General features: G+C 70.5%; 13 protein-coding genes. 5 read left to right on the forward strand and 8 right to left on the reverse strand.

All coding sequences use genetic code 11. The annotated features are described in order from the left end of the window. Nucleotides 1-17 precede the first annotated feature (17 nt). Nucleotides 18-5,531, reverse strand: a complete 5,514-nt coding sequence (locus tag CACI_RS31545) for an ATP-binding protein (protein ID WP_015794951.1) — start codon at nucleotides 5,529-5,531, stop codon at nucleotides 18-20. A 214-nt stretch (nucleotides 5,532-5,745) separates the two neighbouring features. Here CACI_RS31545 and CACI_RS31550 point away from each other — a divergent pair, with 214 nt between their 5' ends. Next, complete coding sequence (locus tag CACI_RS31550) at nucleotides 5,746-6,018, forward strand: hypothetical protein (protein WP_015794952.1); 273 nt, start codon at nucleotides 5,746-5,748, stop codon at nucleotides 6,016-6,018. A 154-nt stretch (nucleotides 6,019-6,172) separates the two neighbouring features. Here CACI_RS31550 and CACI_RS31555 read toward each other — a convergent pair whose 3' ends face one another. Then, nucleotides 6,173-6,922, reverse strand: a complete 750-nt coding sequence (locus CACI_RS31555; protein WP_015794953.1) for an SDR family oxidoreductase — start codon at nucleotides 6,920-6,922, stop codon at nucleotides 6,173-6,175. 20 nt (nucleotides 6,923-6,942) lie between these two features. Between CACI_RS31555 and CACI_RS54425 the strand changes: the two genes are divergently transcribed. Next, complete coding sequence (locus tag CACI_RS54425) at nucleotides 6,943-7,449, forward strand: pentapeptide repeat-containing protein (protein ID WP_083795882.1); 507 nt, start codon at nucleotides 6,943-6,945, stop codon at nucleotides 7,447-7,449. Between the two features lie 26 nt (nucleotides 7,450-7,475). On the opposite strand, the gene CACI_RS31560 is transcribed toward CACI_RS54425, so the two are convergent. From CACI_RS31560 to CACI_RS31570, 3 genes are all read right to left on the reverse strand, one after another. Continuing rightward, on the reverse strand, nucleotides 7,476-8,843 hold the full coding sequence (locus CACI_RS31560; protein ID WP_015794954.1) for a cytochrome P450: 1,368 nt from the start codon (nucleotides 8,841-8,843) through the stop codon (nucleotides 7,476-7,478). A 42-nt stretch (nucleotides 8,844-8,885) separates the two neighbouring features. Beyond that, nucleotides 8,886-9,875: a DUF1702 family protein gene (locus CACI_RS31565; RefSeq protein ID WP_015794955.1), complete on the reverse strand. Its 990-nt coding sequence runs from the start codon at nucleotides 9,873-9,875 to the stop codon at nucleotides 8,886-8,888. A 94-nt stretch (nucleotides 9,876-9,969) separates the two neighbouring features. Further along, nucleotides 9,970-10,956, reverse strand: a complete 987-nt coding sequence (locus tag CACI_RS31570; protein WP_015794956.1) for a DUF1702 family protein — start codon at nucleotides 10,954-10,956, stop codon at nucleotides 9,970-9,972. A 796-nt stretch (nucleotides 10,957-11,752) separates the two neighbouring features. Here CACI_RS31570 and CACI_RS31575 point away from each other — a divergent pair. Continuing rightward, nucleotides 11,753-12,520, forward strand: a complete 768-nt coding sequence (locus tag CACI_RS31575; protein ID WP_015794957.1) for a helix-turn-helix transcriptional regulator — start codon at nucleotides 11,753-11,755, stop codon at nucleotides 12,518-12,520. Nucleotides 12,521-12,660: 140 nt separating this feature from the next. Here the strand turns inward: CACI_RS31575 and CACI_RS46310 are convergent, their stop codons facing one another. Both CACI_RS46310 and CACI_RS31590 read right to left on the reverse strand, forming a co-directional pair. Further along, nucleotides 12,661-13,323: a maleylpyruvate isomerase N-terminal domain-containing protein gene (locus tag CACI_RS46310; RefSeq protein ID WP_015794958.1), complete on the reverse strand. Its 663-nt coding sequence runs from the start codon at nucleotides 13,321-13,323 to the stop codon at nucleotides 12,661-12,663. Further along, nucleotides 13,311-14,366: a sigma-70 family RNA polymerase sigma factor gene (locus tag CACI_RS31590; RefSeq protein ID WP_015794959.1), complete on the reverse strand. Its 1,056-nt coding sequence runs from the start codon at nucleotides 14,364-14,366 to the stop codon at nucleotides 13,311-13,313. Before CACI_RS31590 ends, CACI_RS46310 begins: the two co-directional genes overlap by 13 nt. Before the next feature lie 352 nt (nucleotides 14,367-14,718). On the opposite strand from CACI_RS31590, the gene CACI_RS31595 reads away from it, so the two are divergent. Continuing rightward, the gene (locus tag CACI_RS31595) at nucleotides 14,719-15,291 is read left to right on the forward strand and encodes a DUF5987 family protein (RefSeq protein ID WP_015794960.1); all 573 of its coding nucleotides are present in this window, start codon (nucleotides 14,719-14,721) and stop codon (nucleotides 15,289-15,291) included. Then, nucleotides 15,288-16,946: a GMC family oxidoreductase N-terminal domain-containing protein gene (locus CACI_RS31600; RefSeq protein ID WP_015794961.1), complete on the forward strand. Its 1,659-nt coding sequence runs from the start codon at nucleotides 15,288-15,290 to the stop codon at nucleotides 16,944-16,946. The genes CACI_RS31595 and CACI_RS31600 overlap by 4 nt, the downstream gene beginning before the upstream one ends. Before the next feature lie 230 nt (nucleotides 16,947-17,176). Here the strand turns inward: CACI_RS31600 and CACI_RS31605 are convergent, their stop codons facing one another. Continuing rightward, complete coding sequence (locus CACI_RS31605) at nucleotides 17,177-17,896, reverse strand: maleylpyruvate isomerase N-terminal domain-containing protein (RefSeq protein WP_015794962.1); 720 nt, start codon at nucleotides 17,894-17,896, stop codon at nucleotides 17,177-17,179. Nucleotides 17,897-19,122: the final 1,226 nt, after the last annotated feature.

Consider the following 19,122-nt stretch of genomic DNA (forward strand, 5'->3'; position numbering starts at 1 on the left):
CCTCCGCGATCTCGATATCAGGCTTCTGATCCCAGCGTCCGCTCGATCGCGGCGATCACCTTCGGGCGGAGCTCGGCGGCCTTGATCACCTCGTCGACGGAGCCGACCTTCACGGCGCGCTGGATGCTGTGCACGCCGTCGAACTCGGCTGCCACGTCGCCCAGCTTCTCGGCGCGGATGGTGGGACGCAGCTCGTCCAGTTCGGCGGTGAGCTCCGCGCGGTGGGTGCCGGAGGCTGCTGTGACGCGGGCTTCCAGGTCGCGGATGCGGGGGTCGTCTGCGGTGCGGGCGTTGACCTCGCCGGAGAAGACCACTGCGGCTGCCGGAGCGCCGCCGAGGACTGAGGCGTAGGAGCCTTCCAGAGCCAGCACTGTCATGTTCGGGTTCAGTGCCTTGGAGAAGACGACGAACGCGCCGCCGTGGTAGCGGGAGATCACGCAGAAGACGATCGGGCCCTCGAAGTTGACGATGGCGCGTCCGATCTCCGCGCCGTATTCGAGTTGCAGCGTGCGCATGGATTCCGGCGAGCCGTCGAAGCCGGAGAGGTTCGCCAGCACCACCAGCGGACGGTTTCCCGAAGCGCCGTTGATCGCGCGCGCCACCTTCTTCGACGACTGCGGGAACAACGTGCCGGCGGTGTACGTGTCCGGACCGTCGGTGGGCGGGAAGCCCTTGCGCGGCACCTGCCGGGACTCGATGCCGACCAGGCAGACCGGCAGGCCGCCGAGATGCACGTCCTGCACCACCGCCGTCTGCGCGTCAGCCATGCCGGCCCAGCGCTCCAGCACCGGGTGGTCCTGGTCCGACAGCGCCCGCATCACAGCTCTGATATCAAAGGCCTTCTTGCGGTCGGGGTTGGCGGCAGCGCTGAAGATCTCGCCGACGGTCGTGAAGTCCGAGTCCGGATGAGCGTGCGGGAACTCGGAGACGTCGCGGTCGATGGGGTCGTCGGTGCCGACACGCCGCGGTGCCGATTCGCCGGGGGCGATGTAGGTGTGGTCGTAGTGAGCCGCGAGGACGTCCCGGGCGGCGGCCAGGTTCGGTGCCCAGTATTGGGCTTGGCCGTTGGGTCCCATGACCCGGTCGTAGCCGCCGATGCCGAAGTTGTCCTCGGCCGAGACGCCGCCGGAGAAGTCCAGCGCCTGCTTGCCGGTGAGCACCATCGCAGAGTCCGGAGTCATGACCAGAACGCCGCGTGTGTGCATCAGCATCGTGGCTTCAGCGTTCCAATACGGCTGCGCACCCACGTTGATCCCGTTCACCACGACGTTGATCTCGCCGCCGTCCTGCGTGAACTCCACAATCCGCTTCAGCGCGGCCGCGACCCAGTCCATATTCTCGGTACCGGAGTGCATGGAGATGCGAGCGCCGGAGGACAAGGCGTACCACTCGACAGGAACCTTCATCTGCTCAGCGAGATCCAGCGCGGCGATCACCCGGCGGCACTCAGGCTCAGACAGCGCGCCCAAAGACTTCGTCGGGTCGCCCAACAGCAATACCCGCGTCACCCCCTGCGGATGGCGGCGGGTCGCCGTACTCACCACACCGGCCACCATCGCCGCGGTGTTCCGCCCCCGGGGACGGTCCACCGGGACCAGGAAGCCGTCGTCGTCTAGGTCGTATTCGACGAAGTCCCCCAGCGACCGCACCAACTCGTAGGGATACACCGACCCGCGACCGGCTGCCCGCAGCACCTTCAGCCGGTAGTCGTCCAGCGGCTCCACCGGATCGGTCGTCGGCTCGCCGACTGTGATCTCCGCGCCGCCGGCGCCGCCGAACGTGACCGACGCGGCCGCCTTCACCAGCTCGCCGGTCCGCTCGTCCCGATACCGGGCGATGACCGTGAGCTCCTCGAGCCCGACGTTCACCGACGTCGCCAGCACCCGGTTCGCGATGCCCAGCAGCTCCTCGTACGGGACCGTGACCGGCGGCCAGACGTAGACCACGACCCGGTTGGTGGTGAACCGCGTGCCGGAGGACATCCGCGACCGCGCGCGCCGGATCGAGTCCAGGCACGCGGCGATCGTGTACTCGGCAGTCGGCAGCGCCGCCAGCCGACCGTCGGGCTCGCGCAGCTCGGTCAGGTCACGGATCTGCGCGAAGGCGACCAGCCGGTCGTCGGCCGGGTTCTCCCGCGCCACGCACTGATACAGGTACACCTCTTCGTCCGCCGACGGCAGGCGCGTCAGGTCGAACTTGTTCAGCCGCTCCAACTGCATCCGCTGCGCGATGTGCGGGTGCAGACCGCGGATCAGCCGGTCCTCGGTGAGCACCGAGGCGTCGCGGCGGAACGTGAAGTGGTGGTGCATCGGCTCGTTGCGGCGCCCGGCGACGGTCGTGGTCACCCGGCGCACCTGGTCCGGCAGCGGATGCGCGCTGATGATCTCCTGCAGGGCGGCCGCGGCCTCGTCGGTGTCCGGCTGCTGTTCCCACAGCAGGTAGATGTCGGCGTCCAGGTCGGCTCCGTCGACGGGGACCAGCTCGGCGAGCCCGTCCAAGGCGGCGCCCAGGCGCTCGATCGGTACCGCCGCCGCGGCCAGACGCGCGCCAGCGCGCTCGGCGACGACGAAGGTGCACCCGAAGGCCGTCACGTCCTGCACGCCGGTCAGGCCCTTGTTGCCGTAGTACCGGCGCGTCAGCACCTCCAGCATGGCGGTGTTGTCCAGCTCCGGGTGCACCAGGCGCTGCCCGAGCAGCCGGACCAGCGGCTCGGTGCTGCGAACCATCTCGCCGATCACCTCGGAGCGGTCCTGAGCGCGCGGGTTCTCGTCCAGGTATCGCAGGTTCTTGCGAACGCCGGCGTAGACGCGGGCCCGGTTGCGGCGCAGCAGCGGCTGGCCGAACCACGCGTAGACCACACCGCGCGCCAGGTCCGCGACCCGGGGGAAACGGTTCTGGGTGGCGGCGATCAGGCGCTCCAACACCGGTCCGACCGGCTCGCGCTCGGCCTCCGGCGGCAGCGGATCGCTCAGCCATTCCCGCAGCAGCGCCGAGACGACCGCCGTGTGGTGCGCCGATCGCCGCAGAGCCAGGAAGACCCGGAACACCGCCGCTTCCAGCTCCGGCGTGCGCTCCAGATCGACGACGCCGTACCGCGCGAGGACGGTGGCCAGGGTGCTCCGGAAGGTGTCCGGCAGACCGGCGCGGTCGGCGTCCAGGCTCCGCAGGTAGGTGTGGAAGTGCTCGTGGGCGCTGTGCAGCTCGCTGCCCGCGGCGTGGTACTCGCCGCGGACCGAGCGATCGGCGCCCAGCTCGGCGAGGCCGGCGAAGACCTCGAGCAGGGTGAGTTCGGCCAGCGGCGACACCGGTCCCTCGACGGCGGCTCCCATGCGTGCCGCGAGATAGTCCCGGAGCACACGGTCCTCATCGTGCGGGTCCACGTCGAAACCGAGCAGCAGACCGCGCAGGTCTTCGATGCCCCGCTCCATCGCCTCCTGGTCGCGGCCCACGCCCTCGGCGAGGGCGGCGTCGGGGACCGGAGCGGCGGGCAGGTCCAGTTCGACGGCCTCGGTCAGCTGTGCGGAGGCGGCGGCTTCGTCCGGGTCCTCCTCGACGATCTGTTCCAGACGCAGGAGCGGTGCGCCGGTTTCGACCTGGCTGCCGACGGTGACGGCGAGTTCTTTCAGGCGGGCTTTGAACGGTGCGCGCAGCACCGTTTCCATCTTCATGCTTTCCAGCACCACCACCGGCGCGCCGGCTTCGACTTCCGCGCCGACCTCCAGCGGGGTGGCGATCACCAATGCCGGAGCCGGGGAACGGACCACGCCGCCTTCATCGCGGGACACGCGGTGGGTAACGCCGTCCACCTCGACCAGGTGCACCGAACCGTGGGTGGCAGTCAGCAGCCGGAAGTGCGCGCCATTGACCGCGATCTGGCCGGTGTGGCGGTCGAAACGGTCTAGCACTACATCAGCGGTCTGCGACTGGGCGCCGTCGCCGACCTCTATCCCCACACGGAACCGGTGCGCCCCGACGCGGGCGACGCGGACGCGATAGCCGACGCCGCGCAGTTTCAGGTCCAGCGGTCGGCCCGATTCGTGCTGGACTTGGGGGCGTCCGCCGGATGCGGTAGACAGCAGGCGAGCCCGCTCAACCCGCTCCTCATCCTCGTAGGCGTCGATAGCTGCGGCTGCCAAGGCGACTGCGGCGTTGCGGTGGGAGACCAGGCGGCCTTCGGCGCGGACCCGGTCGATCCAGCCGGTGTCGGCGGAGGCGTCGATCACTTCGGGCTGATCCAGCAGATCCAGCACGAAGCTCTTGTTGGTGGTTCCGCCTTCGATCACCACCGAGGTTTCCGCCATCGCGCGCCGCAACCGGCCCAGGGCCTCGTCACGATCCCGGCCGTAGGCGATCACCTTGGCGATCATCGAGTCGAAGTCGGCGGGGATGGTGTCACCCTCCGACACGCCAGTGTCGACGCGAATACCGGGACCGGCAGGCAGATCCAGCCGTGCAATGCGCCCCGGCGAGGGCGCGAAGTCGCGATCCGGGTCCTCAGCGTTGAGCCGGGCCTCGATCGCATGCCCGCGCTCGACCGGCGGACGACCCTCCAGCTTTCCACCGGAGGCCACATGCAGCTGCGCCTTCACCAGGTCGAAGCCGGTGGTCAACTCCGTGATCGGGTGCTCGACCTGAAGCCGAGTGTTGACCTCCAGAAACGCGAACTGCTTGTCACCGGGGTGGTAGAGGAACTCCACCGTCGCCGCGCCTCGATACCCGACCCGCACCGCAAGGCGTTCGGCAGAAGACTTCAACTTCGCGACCTGCTTGGGGCGGAGCACCGGTGAGGATGACTCCTCGATCACCTTCTGGTTGCGGCGCTGGATCGAGCAGTCGCGGACGCCGAGCGCCCACGCCGTGCCCTGACCGTCGGCGATGACCTGCACCTCGACGTGCCGAGCGCCGGTGACCAGGCGCTCCAGGAACACGACCCCCGACCCGAACGCCCGCGCCGCCTCGGCGCTGGTCCGCTCGAAGGCCTCGATAAGCTCGTTCACGTCGGAGATGGCCCGGATACCGCGTCCGCCGCCGCCGGCGGTGGCCTTGAGCATCAGCGGGTAGCCGATCTGCCTGGCGGCCTCGATCGCCGCCGCAAGCGTCTCCACCGGACCGCGGCTCCACGGGGCGACGGGAACGCCGACCTCCTCGGCGATCAACTTGGCGCCGATCTTGTCGCCGAGCTTGCGCATCGCCTCGGCATCGGGACCGATGAACGTCACGCCGATCCGATCGCAAAGCTCTGCGAACGCCGGATCCTCGGCGACGAAACCCCACCCGACCCACGCCGCGTCCGCACCGGACTCCACCAGAGCCCGCTCGAGCACCTTCAGATCCAAGTACGGACGCGCGGCGGCGGGACCGAGATCGTAGGCGATGTCGGCCTCACGGACGAACGTCGCATCCCGGTCCACGTCCGTGTGCAAGGCGACCGTTTCGATCGGCGCGCCGCCCTGTGCGGACAGCTCCCGGACCGCGTGGATGAACCGCATCGCGGCCTCACCACGGTTGACGATGGCGACACGACTGAACACCGGCCGGCCCTCCCCTAGATGTGGCTGGTGAAAACACAACCAATGAGGTCAAGCTAGCCAGGCGCCGAGGAGAACACGTCTTCCACATTGCCCGGTGCCGCGGTCCCGGAGTCCTGGCGGGCGCGGGCGGCAGCGTCGGAGAAGCCGAGCCGCCCCGCAGCCGGAAATGCTGGTCCGGCACACATCAGAGCCCTGTGACAGCGGAGGCGGCGCCATGACTCTGATCGGCATAGCGAAGGCGGCGGCGAAGCCGGTGGTGTGGGTGGCGAAATACCTCGCGAAGGCATTGTCCATCACCGGCCTGGCCATGCATGGCCGCCCTTACCAGAGGGCTGATACAGCCCCTGTGACCCCCGCCGAGGACTCCGCACCCGAGCCCGCCGCCGAAACCCCCGCAGTGGCGCCGTCCGGCCGCCTCAGAGACGATCTGGCATCGGTCCGGAGCCTCACCCCGGACGAGCTGCTCTGGCAGCTGGAACTCGAATAAGCCGATCGGCGAACGAGCTGCTGCGCCGCGCTGAACGCGAGAATCCCGCCCCTCGACCAGCGGCCTGGAGCGGGATCAGGGTGCCTCCGACCTGCGCGACGTGATCAGCCGCGGCGCGCAGGTTCGCCCACACCATCGTCTTCGGGCACGAGACTCACAGCGCCGCCGGCCCGTTCGGCTTCAGCAGGTAGGCGAGCTGGTCGAAGGAGGTGTCCGAGGCGATGTCCAGCACCGCCTTGCCCACCTGCTCCGGCGTCAGCGTCGGTCCCATGCCCGCGATGAAGTCCTCCACCGGCACGCCCTGCCGCGCCGCGTACGCAGCGGCACCGTTGGCTCCGACGGACGTCTGCGGCGACATCATCGGCAGCACCGCGACGAAGCGGATGCCGAGCCCGGCGCTCGCGGCCTCGCCGGCCGCGTAGGAGGACACGAAGCGCACGGTCGCCTTGGCACCGGCGTAACCGCCGGACAGCGGAGACCCGCCGATCGCTGCGCCGCTGGAGACCGACACCACAGTGGTTCCCGGATCCAGAGGGAGCAGCAGCGCCTCGCGGGCCCAGCTGAACGCCTGCTTGACGTCCACCTCCCAGGTACGGCTGAAGGACTCCCAGGTGTGCATCTGGAGCGGCCGGCCCAACGGCGTCACCCCGGCGTTGAGCACCACGGTGCGCGGGCGGTACTTCTCGAGCAGGCTTCCGGCAGCAACCGGGTCAGCGGCATCGGCCACCACGGGGACGACGGACCCGCCGAACTCCTCAGTCAGGCCGGCGGCCGAGCTCTGATCGCGAACCACCGCGACCACCCGCACGCCAGCAGCCACCAGGGCCGCGGTCACCGCGCGCCCGAATCCCTTCGCCGCGCCGGTGACGAGCGCGGTGGTCCCGGTCAGGTCCGAAGTCGGCATGGCAGGCTCCTCAATCTTCGATGAGTCGGTATTCGGTGGAGGTATTCGGTGAAGCGGTCCTCGGTGGAGCGGTCTTCAGTGGGGCGGTCCTCGGTGGAGCGGTCTTCAGTGGGGCGGTCTTCAGTGCCGCGGTCTTCGGTGGGGCAGTCTTCGATGGAGCGGTCCTCGGTGAAGCGGTCCTCGGTGGAGCGGTCTTCAGCGCGGCGGTCTTGCGCGGAGCGGTCTTCGGTGGGGCGCTCTTGCGCGGAGCGGTGTTCGGTGGGGCGGTCTTGCGCGGGGCGGTGTTCGGTGGGGCGGTGTTTGGTGGGGCGGTGTTCGGCGAGGCGGTGTCCGGCGGCGCGATCTTCGATGGCGCGGCGTTTCAGCTGGGCGGATCTGGCTCACGCCGGCGCCCCGCCGAGGGCGGGGGCGGCGCGGAAGAAAGAAGGCGCCCGGTGCGCCGGCCACACCGGGCGCGGCGGGAGTGTCGCCCGCCGAGATATGGAGACCATGTGGACGCCGCGAACTCACCGGGGCGCGGCCGGTGAGTTCGCCGGTGGCGGGTATTCGTATGTCAGCGGGCTGTCACGGTCATCGGCAGACCGCCGCGCACCCGCAGCGTCAGCATCGGCTCGCCCTCGACCACCTGGTCGGGTACCGAGGCCAGCCGCAGGTCGCGGCACAGAGCCGCGAGCACGATCGTGGCTTCCATCATCCCGAGGTTGTTGCCGACGCAGAACCGCGGGCCGGCGCCGAACGGTATATAGGAGTAGCGCTCGCGGCCGGCCCGCCGGTCCGAGGCGAACCGCTCCGGGTCGAACTTGTCCGGGTCCGGCCACCACTTCTCGCTGCGCTGCAACAGGTACGGACTGATGATCACGTCCGCGCCGGCGGGGACGGCGAAGCCGCCGATCTCGTCGGCCTCGCGCGCGATCCGGGTCAGCAGCCACACCGGCGGGTACATCCGCATGACTTCTTCGAGGACCATCGAGGTGTAGGTGAAACCGTGCAGCGCCGCGGAGTCCAGCGGGCCGCGCGAGAAGACCTCCACCGCCTCCTCGTGCACCCGCTCGCGGACCTCGGGGTTCTGGTCCAGCAGGTGCAGCGCCCAACTCAGGGTGCTGGCAGTGGTCTCGTGCCCGGCGAGCAGCAGCGTGACCAGCTCGTCGCGCATGCGCTCGCGCCCGACCTGCTGATCGGGCTCGTCGGCCACGGACTCGATGAGCCGGGAGACGATGTCGTCGCCGAACCCGTTCGGGTTCTTGCGGCGGTCCGCGGCCAGGGAGTCGGTCACCTCTTGCAGGTACCGCTTGGCTTTCCGGAACCGCAGCGTGCGCGGCAGCGGGAGCCACAACGGGACCGCGCCGAGCGACATCATCTCGAACATCGCCTGGTCCTGGACCGTCTCAAAGGCCTCACCGACCGCCTCGAACGCGCCGAGGTCGGCGTCGATCAACGTGCGGCCGAGTACTCCCAGAGCCAGGGCGGTCATCTCCTGGCGGATGTCGACCGGGCCCTGGCCGGAGTGCTCGCGCAACCGGTCGACCAGAGCCTCGGCCTCCAGCGCGATGGCGTCCACCTGGCGGGCCAGACGCTTGGCCTGGAACACCGGCTGGATCACCCGGCGCTGCTTGCGCCACAGCTCGCCCTCGCTGGTCAGCAGACCGTCGCCGATCACCCGGCGGGCGTGGGTCAGGCCGATGCCCTTGGTGTAGTTCGCCGCGTTGTCGGCCAGGACGTGGCGCGCGTGGTCGGGGTGGTTGAACAGGTACAGGGTCTTGGGACCGAGGGGGACGCGGACCGCTTCGCCGTACTCGGCCACCGCCCACGCCATCACCTCCAGCCGGTTGCGCATCATCCTCGGCAGCAGCCCGAGGGCCGAGGCGCGGGACGGCCCCGGCGGACGCCGGACGACCGGCGGGTGGATGCTCGTCGCGGACAACGCGGACCTCCTAGCGACAAGGCCCGGCGGACGCCGGACCGTTCAGCTGTTCGTCTGGGAAAGGGCGGCCAGGCCGGCGGATATGTTCCGCCGCCAGACCTCGTACAAGGGCTCTGAGTCCGTGGTGCCGGCGGCGGGCATCGAGCCCATGCACACCCGCTCGGCCTGCTCCGGCGTCGCGCCGCACAGCAATTCGGTGGCCAGCTCGGTGTGCGCCGAGACCAGCCCGGTCTGCACGCGCGCCGCGGCGGCGAAGGCACTGGCTTGCCCGACCTGAGGAAGGTAGTCGCCGGCCAGCTCGCGGTAGGCCAGAAGTTCGTCGCGGTCCACGCTGCCGGCGTAGGTCGCCGCCAGCCCCGAACCGCTGAACAGATCGGCGCGGCGCTCCTCGGGGAAGGTGGCGATGCGCTCGGCCAGCAGGTAGGGGTCGGTGCCGCAGACGAACCACATGGCCCGGCCGATGCCCTGATCGATCACCCGGTTCGCATACGCGCTCGGACCGTCGGTCGGCCAGGGAAAGTTCGGGTTCTGATAGTGCTCGTCGACGTACTTGCGGGTGTGGAAGTACGCCTGGTGGAAGCCGTACCCGTCCAGCACCAGCCAGCGCAGCAACGGATCCGAGGTCGAGGCGGTCGCCTTGCGCCACAGCGGGCGCGGCAGCCGCGCCATCGCCCAGCCGACGCCGACGTAGATCATGTATTTGTGCGGACGCCCGCCGCCTTCGAGGAAGGAGGGCAGCAGCGCCGAGCGCGCCGGCCGGAGCGTGTCCCGGATCGCGAATCCCATACCGGCGCCCTCATAGGCGAAACCCCGGTAGTCCGTGGGTACGTCGGTCTCCAGCCGGTGCGTCGCGTCGTCAGCGGTGCGCGCCTCGGCCGCGAAAGCGTAGCCGCGCAGGAACATCGCGCCGACCGTCTCCAGACGCTCGCGCGCCTGCGGGTTCTTCTCGTGGAAGCCCCGCTTGTCCAGCTGCGTCTGCGCCGGATTCGGGGTCAGGATGCGGCGCCGCAGCGCCGCCCAAGTGGCGGCCAAGGAACGCTCCTTCGCAGAGAATCGGGATGAGGACTCACGCACAGCGGGTCGCAGGAGCCTTGTTCGCATCCTCGCCAGGCGGCACGACGCCGGACTACTTGGACGTTGCCCGGGCCTCGGCGTCGAAGTGTGCGCGGATGCCCAGGCGCCACAACTCGTAGGACGGCTCGGGCCCGGCCACCTCGCCGGCCGAGGAGGCCTCGTCGGCCAGCGCGGAGGCGTCGGAGACCGACAGGCCGCCGAGCACCTGGACCGCGGTCGCGGTGTACTCCGGGACGTAGTCGGCGTAGTCGCGCGCCTTGGCGGCCAGCACGGCGCCGAGTGCCACGTGCCCTTGGTGCGGGCCGGACAGCTCCCGGAGCCGGGCGTAGCCCTCGGCGTCGCAGCCCCCTGCGAAGGACGCGGCCAGGCCCGCGCCGCTCCACATGTCCGCGTGCCGGGCCGGGGCGAAGCGGGCGATCGCACCGGCCACGCCGTCGGGGCGCGCGCCGTGCATGAACCACAGCGCCCGGCCGATGCCCTGGTCCAGAGCCCGCGGGAAGTAGTGCGGGGCGCCGGCCCACGGATACGGTGCCGGGACGTACTGGCGGTCGATCCACTTGGCGGTGTCGAAGTAGGCGCGGTCGAACCCGTAGCCGTCGACGGCCAGCCAGCTCATGGTCGGGTGGTACTTGGTGTCGCCGAGGTCGGGGACGACCTTGCTCCACAGCCGCCGGGGCAGCCGGGCCATGGCGAAGCCGATGCCGATGTAGGCCACGAACAGGTGCGGCGCGCCGGTGTCGAGCAGCAGCTCGCGCGTGCGGTGGCCGCCGAAGGCGTCGCGCACCGTGTAGGCCATGGTCGCCCCCTCGTAGGCGAAACCCCGCAATTCGGGGTCGACCACGCTGAGCCGGCGCTGCACATGCGCCATGCTGCGCGCCTCGATGGCCCACTCGAAGCCGCAGATCACGGTCTGCGGGACCAGGTCGAGTTTGCTCGCCGAGGGCGAGTCGGCGCCGGGGAAGCCGCGCTTGCCGATGGTGACCGCGTCCAGGGACGGGGCAAGAGCCATCCGGCGCGCGGTGCCGAGAAACGTGGGCATGATGCAGCCTCCGGTCGCGAAAAGGGAGTCGGGCGCTGGCGCCAGCGTCGGAGAAGCAGGGCGGTAGGGACATCTCCCTGGTTGCCCGAGGCATATCAGGGCCCCGACATTGTTGACACATCGGCACGGAGGCATCAATATCGGCGTCAGTCCACTCCCCAGCGCCGAAACACGAAGGTGACGGCTATAGCCGTGCCTACCGGACGTCCGACGGAGGTGTATCAGAGCACTGAAAAAGGAGTGGACACGCGGCCGGGCGAATTCGTGGAAACGGCCGCCGGGACGAGGTACAGGTCAGGAGGCACGGCGCCGACCTGTTGGCCCTACCATCAGAGCATTGAGATCGCGGACCCGCGTCGGGTCGGCCGCTCGGTAGGTGGTATCCCCCATACCGCCGCCAAGAGCCGCAAAACCGGCCGGTTCCGCATCGTGACAATCCGATGGCTTCGGGTATGCTGGCCGATGTTGCGGATGTGCTGCCAGGCAGGGCGTCATATCCACGACTCTGCGCCTCCATCGTCCACCGTGGAAGACGCCTGTCGAACAGGTGTCACCATTTCTCGGTGGATCCTGGTTTGCCGCGCATTCGTCCCGCGCACAGGCGGCCCTCATCATTGAAAAAAGGCGAGTTTCGCCTTTCGCAAAACGCTGCTGGCCAGTCCCACCACAAAGCCCGGTACCGCCGTTGTACCCCGGCGTCCGCACGACCGCGGGCGGTGGAGGCGAGCCAGGGGTCGACGGGGGATTGTCGACCACCCACCGTGTCACGAGTGTCGAGTGCACCATTGGAGTGGTAATGGACATCACACGTTTCGCTGCCGAACAAGCGATAGCCACCATGTGGAACCGCTACGCCGATCCGCTATCGCTGGATGAGATCGCCGACTCGGCGATCCTCAGCAAATTCTATTTCTCCCGGGTCTTCAGGTCCCTGACCGGGACCTCCCCCGGGCGATTCTTGTCCGCAATCCGTTTGTTCAAGGCCAAGAACCTCCTGCTCGAGACGGACATGAGCGTGACCGAGGTCGCCTACGGCGTGGGCTACAACAGCCTGGGCACCTTCACCAGCCGGTTCACCCGCAGCGTCGGCGCCTCCCCGGGCCGCTACCGGGCGATGTCGCTGGCGGGCACGCACTCCATCTTGGACATGGCGCCCGTGCCCGGTCCCGGCCCGCACGGCGAGCTGTCCGGGGTCGTGTCGTTCCCGGAGACCGACGACCCGCTGCGGGTCTACGTCGGGCTGTTCCCGGGCCCGGTCGTCGAGGGGATCCCCGTGGCCTGCGAGGTCCTGCAGGCGCCCGGACCGTTCGTCCTGCGGGACGTGCCGGTGGGCACCTGGTACCTGCGCGCCGCCGCCGTCGGGCTGCGCCAGGACGGGTCCCTTCCCTGGCAGCGCCGTCCGGCGCTGCTCGGCGAGCACGGCCACCACCAGGTGGGCGCGCACGTCAGGGTGCAGGTGGGGGAGATGGCACTGCGGCCCTCGGGGTTCTTGGACCCGCCGATCCTGCGCGCCCTGCCCGAACTCGACAACTGGGAGCTGGCCGAGCTGCACCGGGTCGCCTGAGCGGCCCGCGGTCATCAGAATACTGATCCACACATCAGAGTACTGATTGATAGGCGCGAAACGCGCCGGCGGCGGTGGTCCGCCGCCGGCGCCCGGCCCGGCCGGGGCTCCAGCAGAGCCGCCGGCCGGGCCGGGCCGCGTCAGACCGGAGTGCGGCCCAGCAAGGCGATCAGCCGGTCGCCCGGTCCGGCGTCCGGCGGCGCGGCCACCGCCGAGGCGAACAGTCCCGGCCGCCCGGCGCCGTCGACGATCAGGGTCGACAGGTCGAGCAGTTCGGCCGCCGGGGCGTCCGGGATCGGCAGGATCCTGCCGCACGCCCGGGCGATGTCCCAGCTGTGCACCGCCAGTTCCACCGCGCCGGCGCCGGCGACCAGGTCGCACGGCAGCGGACGGCCGCCCACCAGAACGATGTCCGGTCCGTCCCGCTCGCGCAGGGCGTCGTTGACCCGCACCAGCTTCTCGGTCCGGTACTGTACGGCGGCCGCCAGCAGGATGCCGATGTCGTCCTCGACGCCGAGCCTGCCGGGGTCCGGCACGTCGGTCCCGTTCCCCTTCCCGGTCCGTTTCCCGGTTCGCTTCCCGCCGACGCGCCGCAGCGCGCCGAGCAGGTCCGGGCGGCCGTCCTGAAGGGTGTCGATGAGGGCCCCGAGCGAGCTGTTCAGGTGCAGCATCAGGGCCAGCAGATTCCATTGCCGGCAAGGCGTGGGCGCGGACAGGTCTTCCAGGGTGACCGCCGACACCGCTTCGGCGCTGTAGGCGGCCACCTGCTCGAGCAGGCCGTCCGACGGGCTCAGGGCCGCCATGGGCCGGCACCGGCCACGCCGTCCAGCACGGCGGGCAGTCCGAAGCCGTCGAACAGGCTCGGATCGTTGAACGAGACGATGTGCGAGATGCCGGTGACCGTCATGGTCAGCACGTGGATCGCGTGGGCGTGCCAGCGTCCGTCGGTCCCGGCCAGGTAACCGGCGGCGGCCGGCTGGCCGTTCGCGGAGATCCGGAGCATGGCGAACGGGCGCCCGCCGAGGACTCTGGTGTCCAGGAAGCGGGTGACGTTCCCGCGTCCTTCGAACCAGAACAGGTTCGGCGGCATCTCCAGCACGACCTCGTCGCGCAGCAGCCGCACCAGTCCGGGGACGTCGGCGTTCTCGAAGGCGGTCGTGTACTGCTCGAGCATGGCCAGGCGGCGCGGGTCGTCCGGCTCGGTCAGCTCGTCGTCGCTGGGCGCGGCCTTCTCCAGCTGGGCCCGGGCGCGGCGCAGCGCGCTGTTCACCGCGATCGTCGTGGTGTCCAGCAGGTCCGCGACCTCGGCGGCGTGCCAGTCCATCACGTCGCGCAGGATCAGCACCGCGCGCTGCTTGGCCGACAGGTGCTGCAACGCGGCGATGAACGCCAGACGCACCGAATCCCGCACCGCCACGATCGCCGCCGGGTCGTTCCCCGGCAGGTCGGGCAGCGGCTGGAGCCACTCCACCTCGCCGGTGCCGGGCGTCGGGCCGGGCCGGTTGGCCTCGGCGTCCGGACCGCCCAGGCCCGTCGGCAGTACCTTGCGGCTGCGGTGCTCCAAGGCGGTCAGGCAGGCGCTGGTCGCGATCCGGTACAGCCAGATGCGCAGCGAGGAGCGCCCCTCGAACCGGTCGTAGCCGCGCCAGGCGCGCAGATACGTCTCCTGGACCAGGTCCTCGGCGTCGTGCACCGAGCCGAGCATGCGGTAGCAGTGCACCAGCAGCTCGCGCCGGTAGGGCTCGACAAGCCGGACGAACTCGTCGTCGTCACGCGGCGTGGCCGGGCCGGCCCGCTCGACGGCGGCCGGCGGGGTGTCCGCGGGCCGGGTGTTCGTGTCGATCATCTTGCCGTCCTCACCTGCGTCCGCCGGCACCGCGCCGGCGGGGATGTCGTCTAGAGGTAAGGACTCCGGTCGATCGCGAAACTCACCGGGTCCGGGAGATGGATTCGTCACGGGAGGTACCTTCCGCCCCTCGGGCGTGCCCACACCCCGTCCGGACGCCGGTTGCCGCCGCCCGGCAGCTGCCCGGTCGCCGCCCGACAGCTGCCCGACAGCTGCCGGATGAGTCCGAGTCCGGCGCACAGCGGGCAATCCGGAGGATGCCCGGCCCGACGGCCCTTTCCGATGATGAGACCGGATCGCGGACAGCCGCGGTCCCATCGCTGCTCGCAGACCAGACCACAGGGAGGAACGTGTGGAAGAGTCCTCTGTCGACCCAGCTCCGGACGTCCGGACACTGACCCTCGAAGCATTCGCCGACACGGTCATCCCAGGAGAGAAGCGCTGGCCCGGCGACCGCGCGATCGCGGGGGTCTCCCCCGGCGGGGGCTCGGTCCAGGCCGGGGCGCTCGCCGTCCTGGAAATGCCCGAGGGCGGCATGGCCCCGGCCCTGGACGACGTGGTCGCCGCGCTGAACGTCCACGCCGAGAACTACCGCGACCGCATGGGTCTGCCCACCGACGAGGAAGTGCCGCCTTTCACGGCGCTGTCCTGGGACGGCCGCACCGCGGTGCTCACCGAGCTGACCGCCGTCGGCCACCCGGAGAAGGAGCTGTGGACCGGGTTGGCGCTGTTCTGCTACATGGCCTTCGACACCGGCGCGCACCTGTCCACCACCGAAGCCCTCGCCGAGGGGCACCCGGGTCTGACCCTGATGCGCTTCGAGACCCCGGACACCGACGGCGTGTGGCGCTTCCCCGACTACTCCTACCGCCGGCCGCTGTCCAAGCTGCACCCCGACACGCTCGAGAACGGGAGCCTGAAATGACCGCCGGGACCGTGGAGTCCACCGATGTGCTGATCATCGGCAGCGGGTTCGGCGGGTCCATCCCCGCCTACCACCTGGCCGCCGGCGGCGCGCGCGTGATGGTGCTGGAGCGCGGGCCGTGGCTGAACCCCGAGGAGTTCGACCACGACCTGCGGCTGGGCACGGCCTCGACCCGGGTGTTCGAGTTCGTGGTCGGCCAGGGGATGAGCGTGCTGGGCGGCAACTGCGTCGGCGGCGGCAGCGTGGTGTACTTCGCCGCCATGCCGCGCGCGCCGCGGTTCGTCTTCGAGCGGCAGGGCTCGGTCGGGCACCGGCTGTGGCCGGCCTCGATCACCCGCGACTCGCTGGAGCCCTGGTACGAGCGGGTGGAGGAGGCGCTGCCGATCAGCCCGGCGAGCTGGGAGACCACCACCTACGCCGGCGGGCTGTGGGCTGCGGCCTGCAACCACGCGGGGTGGACGTGCAACCCGGTGCCCGCGGCGGTCGACTCCGACCTGTGCACCAACTGCAACTGGATGATGTCCGGCTGCCGGTTCGACGCCAAGCGCTCGCTGCTGCTGAACTACCTGCCGGCGGCGCTGGAGCACGGCGCCGAGATCCGGCCGCTGCACGAGGTGCAGCAGATCACCCGGCTCGACGACGGCGGCTACCGCGTGCACTACAACACCGTCGACGAGGTCGACTACCGGGTGGTGACCGGCAGCGGGACGGTGGACGCCAAGGTCGTCATCGTGGCCGCCGGCGCCGGCGCCACCCCGGTGATCCTGCAGCGCTCCGAGCCCGCGCTCGGCACGATGCCGCACGCCGTGGGCCGGTACTTCTCCGGCAACGGCGAGCGGCTGAACACCGCGGTGATCGACGAGGACAAGGCCCGCGACCTGCTGGGCCTGGACCGCGGTGACGGCCGGGCCTACGAGGGCTACCAGATCGGCCGCGGACCGACGGTCGCCTCCTGGGACCGGCTGGACGGCTCGCTGCCGGAGTTCGAGCGCTACTCCCTGGAGCAGCTGTACTTCCCGCCGGGCCTGGGCACCGTGCTGGCGCAGGTCCCCGGCGCCGAAGGGCCCAGCTGGTTCGGCAAGGGCAAGAAGGAGCTGCTGCGGGACTGGAAGTCCTGGCTGACCATCTTCACCATGTCCGAGGACGACAACGAGGGGGTCTTCGGCCCGCCGCCGCCCACCGGCAACGCCAACCGCTTCTCCCAGCAGATGTTCGGCTTCGGCACGATCGCCTACGAGCCGACGGCCAACACCCGGCGCGGCTGGGAGAAGTCCGACGCCGACGTGCGCGAGATCCTGGAGAAGGACGGCCTGGCCAAGGTCCTGCCCTGGACCAGCGACGTGATCGGCGCCTACACGGTGCACCCGCTGGCCTCCTGCCGGATCGGCGACAACCCGGAGACCTCGGCCCTGGACGACCGGCACGAGCTGCGCGGCCACCCGGGGATCTTCGTCACCGACGGCTCGGCGGTGCCGGCCGGGCTGACGGTGAACCCGGCGTTCACCATCGCCGCGCTCGCCGAGCGCGCGGTGCCGGGGATCGTCGCGGCGCTGCAGGCGCGCGGCGTCCAGGTCACCTACGGCGCCCCGTCCCCGACGGGCGCCGCCGCCGGACGCCGGGCCACGCGCGACTTCGCGCGCGCCGCGGGGGTCTGAGGCAGCGACGCCACGGGCCCTGTGCGCGATCCTCTGAGGGATGCGCGCACAGGGCCCGCGGCGTTTCGGTGTTCCTGCGTTTCGGTGGTGGGGCGTTGCGGCGTTGCGGCGTTCTGGTCTTTCGCTGTTCTGGTGTTTCGGCGTTCTCGTGTTTCGGTGTGTTTTCGGTGTCCGCGTGCATTCTGACTTCAGCGTTTTATCTTCAGTGTGCTGTCTACAGCGTGCAGTCCTCAGCGTTCCACCGGCTCGGCAGGAGGGGTGAACGGTCCCCAGCCGAACGCCGGCATCCACGGCCGCGGGTCGGCGCTCCAGTCCAGGGCGGCGATCTGGTAGGGCGTACGGCGCCCGACCAGCGAGCGGTACACGTCGACCCGGCTGCCGCGCAGGACCGCCTCGGGCCGGCCCTTGCCGATGTTCCGGGAGAAGTCCTCGGTCTCGATGCGCAGCGTCGGCAGCCCGCGCCACAGGACCGCCCCGGCAAACCCGGTGAGCGCCACCTCGAAGGCTCCGGGGAAGGCGGGGTGGTCATGGGGCAGCGGGGTGTCCAGCGCGACGCGCGCGTCGTACTCGTGGGTGAAGGCGTCCATGAGCAGCAGGGAGCCGGCTGCCGGGCCCGGCAGCTTGGACACCGCCTGCTCGACGACGGCGGCACTGCGAGCCCATTCGCTGAGCAGCTCGGCGGTGCTGGGCGCGTCCAGGCACAGCGGCCGGTCGGACAACTCGGGGGTGGCGGTGTTCGTCTCCGCGAACCGGCAGTTCTCCACGATGTGCGTCAGCAGCCGCCCGACGGTCCAGCCCGGACAGGCCGGCACCGGCCGGCCCTCGGAGTCCGGATGGGCCTGGATCAGGGCTGTGACGCGCTCGCGGGTGTTGCGGTAAGCGACATAGTGTGGAACCGGTTGCCAGGCCGAGGAGGCACTTCGGGTGAAGGCGTCGGCATCGTATGCCATGTGAGGCCCCTCAGTATTATCTCAGAGTACTGGTTGTAGTGGGCCGGTAACGACCGCTGCGGTCCAGGGCCGCCATGGAGTTGACCCTACTACGGCCCCCATCAGGGGTCAGGAAGGCCCGACCCCGCGGCGAGAGGGATGCCGAGGCGGCACGGGCCGATCGTCTGTGGCTGTGGTGGCGATCGCCTCCTCGGTGCCGACCCAGCGGGCGATGACGCTCGACGCGCGGGTTCGCCGTCGCCTGTCCGCTGCCGGTGCCAGTGGCGATGCTGAAGGTTTGATGATTACTGTCGAGTTACATCGTCGGCTACTGAGGAGGCGGACGTTTCTTGCAACGTGCTCAACTGCAAGGTGAGTGATCCCACGGCGCCCGATCCCGCGATCGGCGCCAGTCGGGCGCCACGGGGGACGAGCCGGGGGCGGGCACCGCGTCGAGGCGGTGTCGCGGCGGCTGCGCCAGGCCAGGGCGGCGGCGCCGAGCGGTCGGCGCTTCGCGGGCCTACCGGGCAGCCGGCGGGGTCGGAGCAGGTTTCGGCGGCTGGGCTGCCGACAGGGATTGAACCGTCGGCACAGACCGGGTAGCTGGCAAAGGCTGGGCAGCCGACACAGACCGGGTAGCACGCCGGGTAGCACGCTGTGGCTGGGTAGCCGACAGCGTCAGGGCAGCTCGCAAGGGCTGGGCAGCCGCACGCCGGGGCGCCCGCGCCGTCATCGGGAATGCGCCGGCCAGGCACACCGGCAGCCCGGTGCGGAGCAGCGCGGAGCCGCTCGGCAGGCCCGCGGCCGGCTCTGAGTCGGGGTCAGTGTCGAGGTCTGAGTCGGCATCGGCATCGGCGTCGGGAAAGGCCGCCGGCGCCTCACCGAACCGGACCGGGACAGCACCGAGGACCGTGGTCGCGACCACGGTCCCGTCGTGAGCGGCCCGGACCGCCGGCTCCGCGGCCGGCGCGGTCGGGGTCTGGGTGATGACTCCGGATCCTGACATACCGCCAACTGTCCCAGGTTCCCGGGCGCGGCGGTTCTCCGCACTTGCCCGGTTGCCTGGGGCAGATCAGGGTTCTGGGTAACGGCACGGGATGTCGATACGCGGCTCCGATCAGGTGCGTCGCACGGTATACGGCTCGGCCGAGGAGCACGTCGTCCCGCGGCGGAGGCAGCCGCCGCCGCACTCCTCGGCCGAGCGCGTCGAGATGAAGACTCGGTTCGCGCGCAAAACTCACCGCGGT

The organism is Catenulispora acidiphila DSM 44928 (genome assembly GCF_000024025.1).
GTDB lineage: Bacteria > Actinomycetota > Actinomycetes > Streptomycetales > Catenulisporaceae > Catenulispora > Catenulispora acidiphila.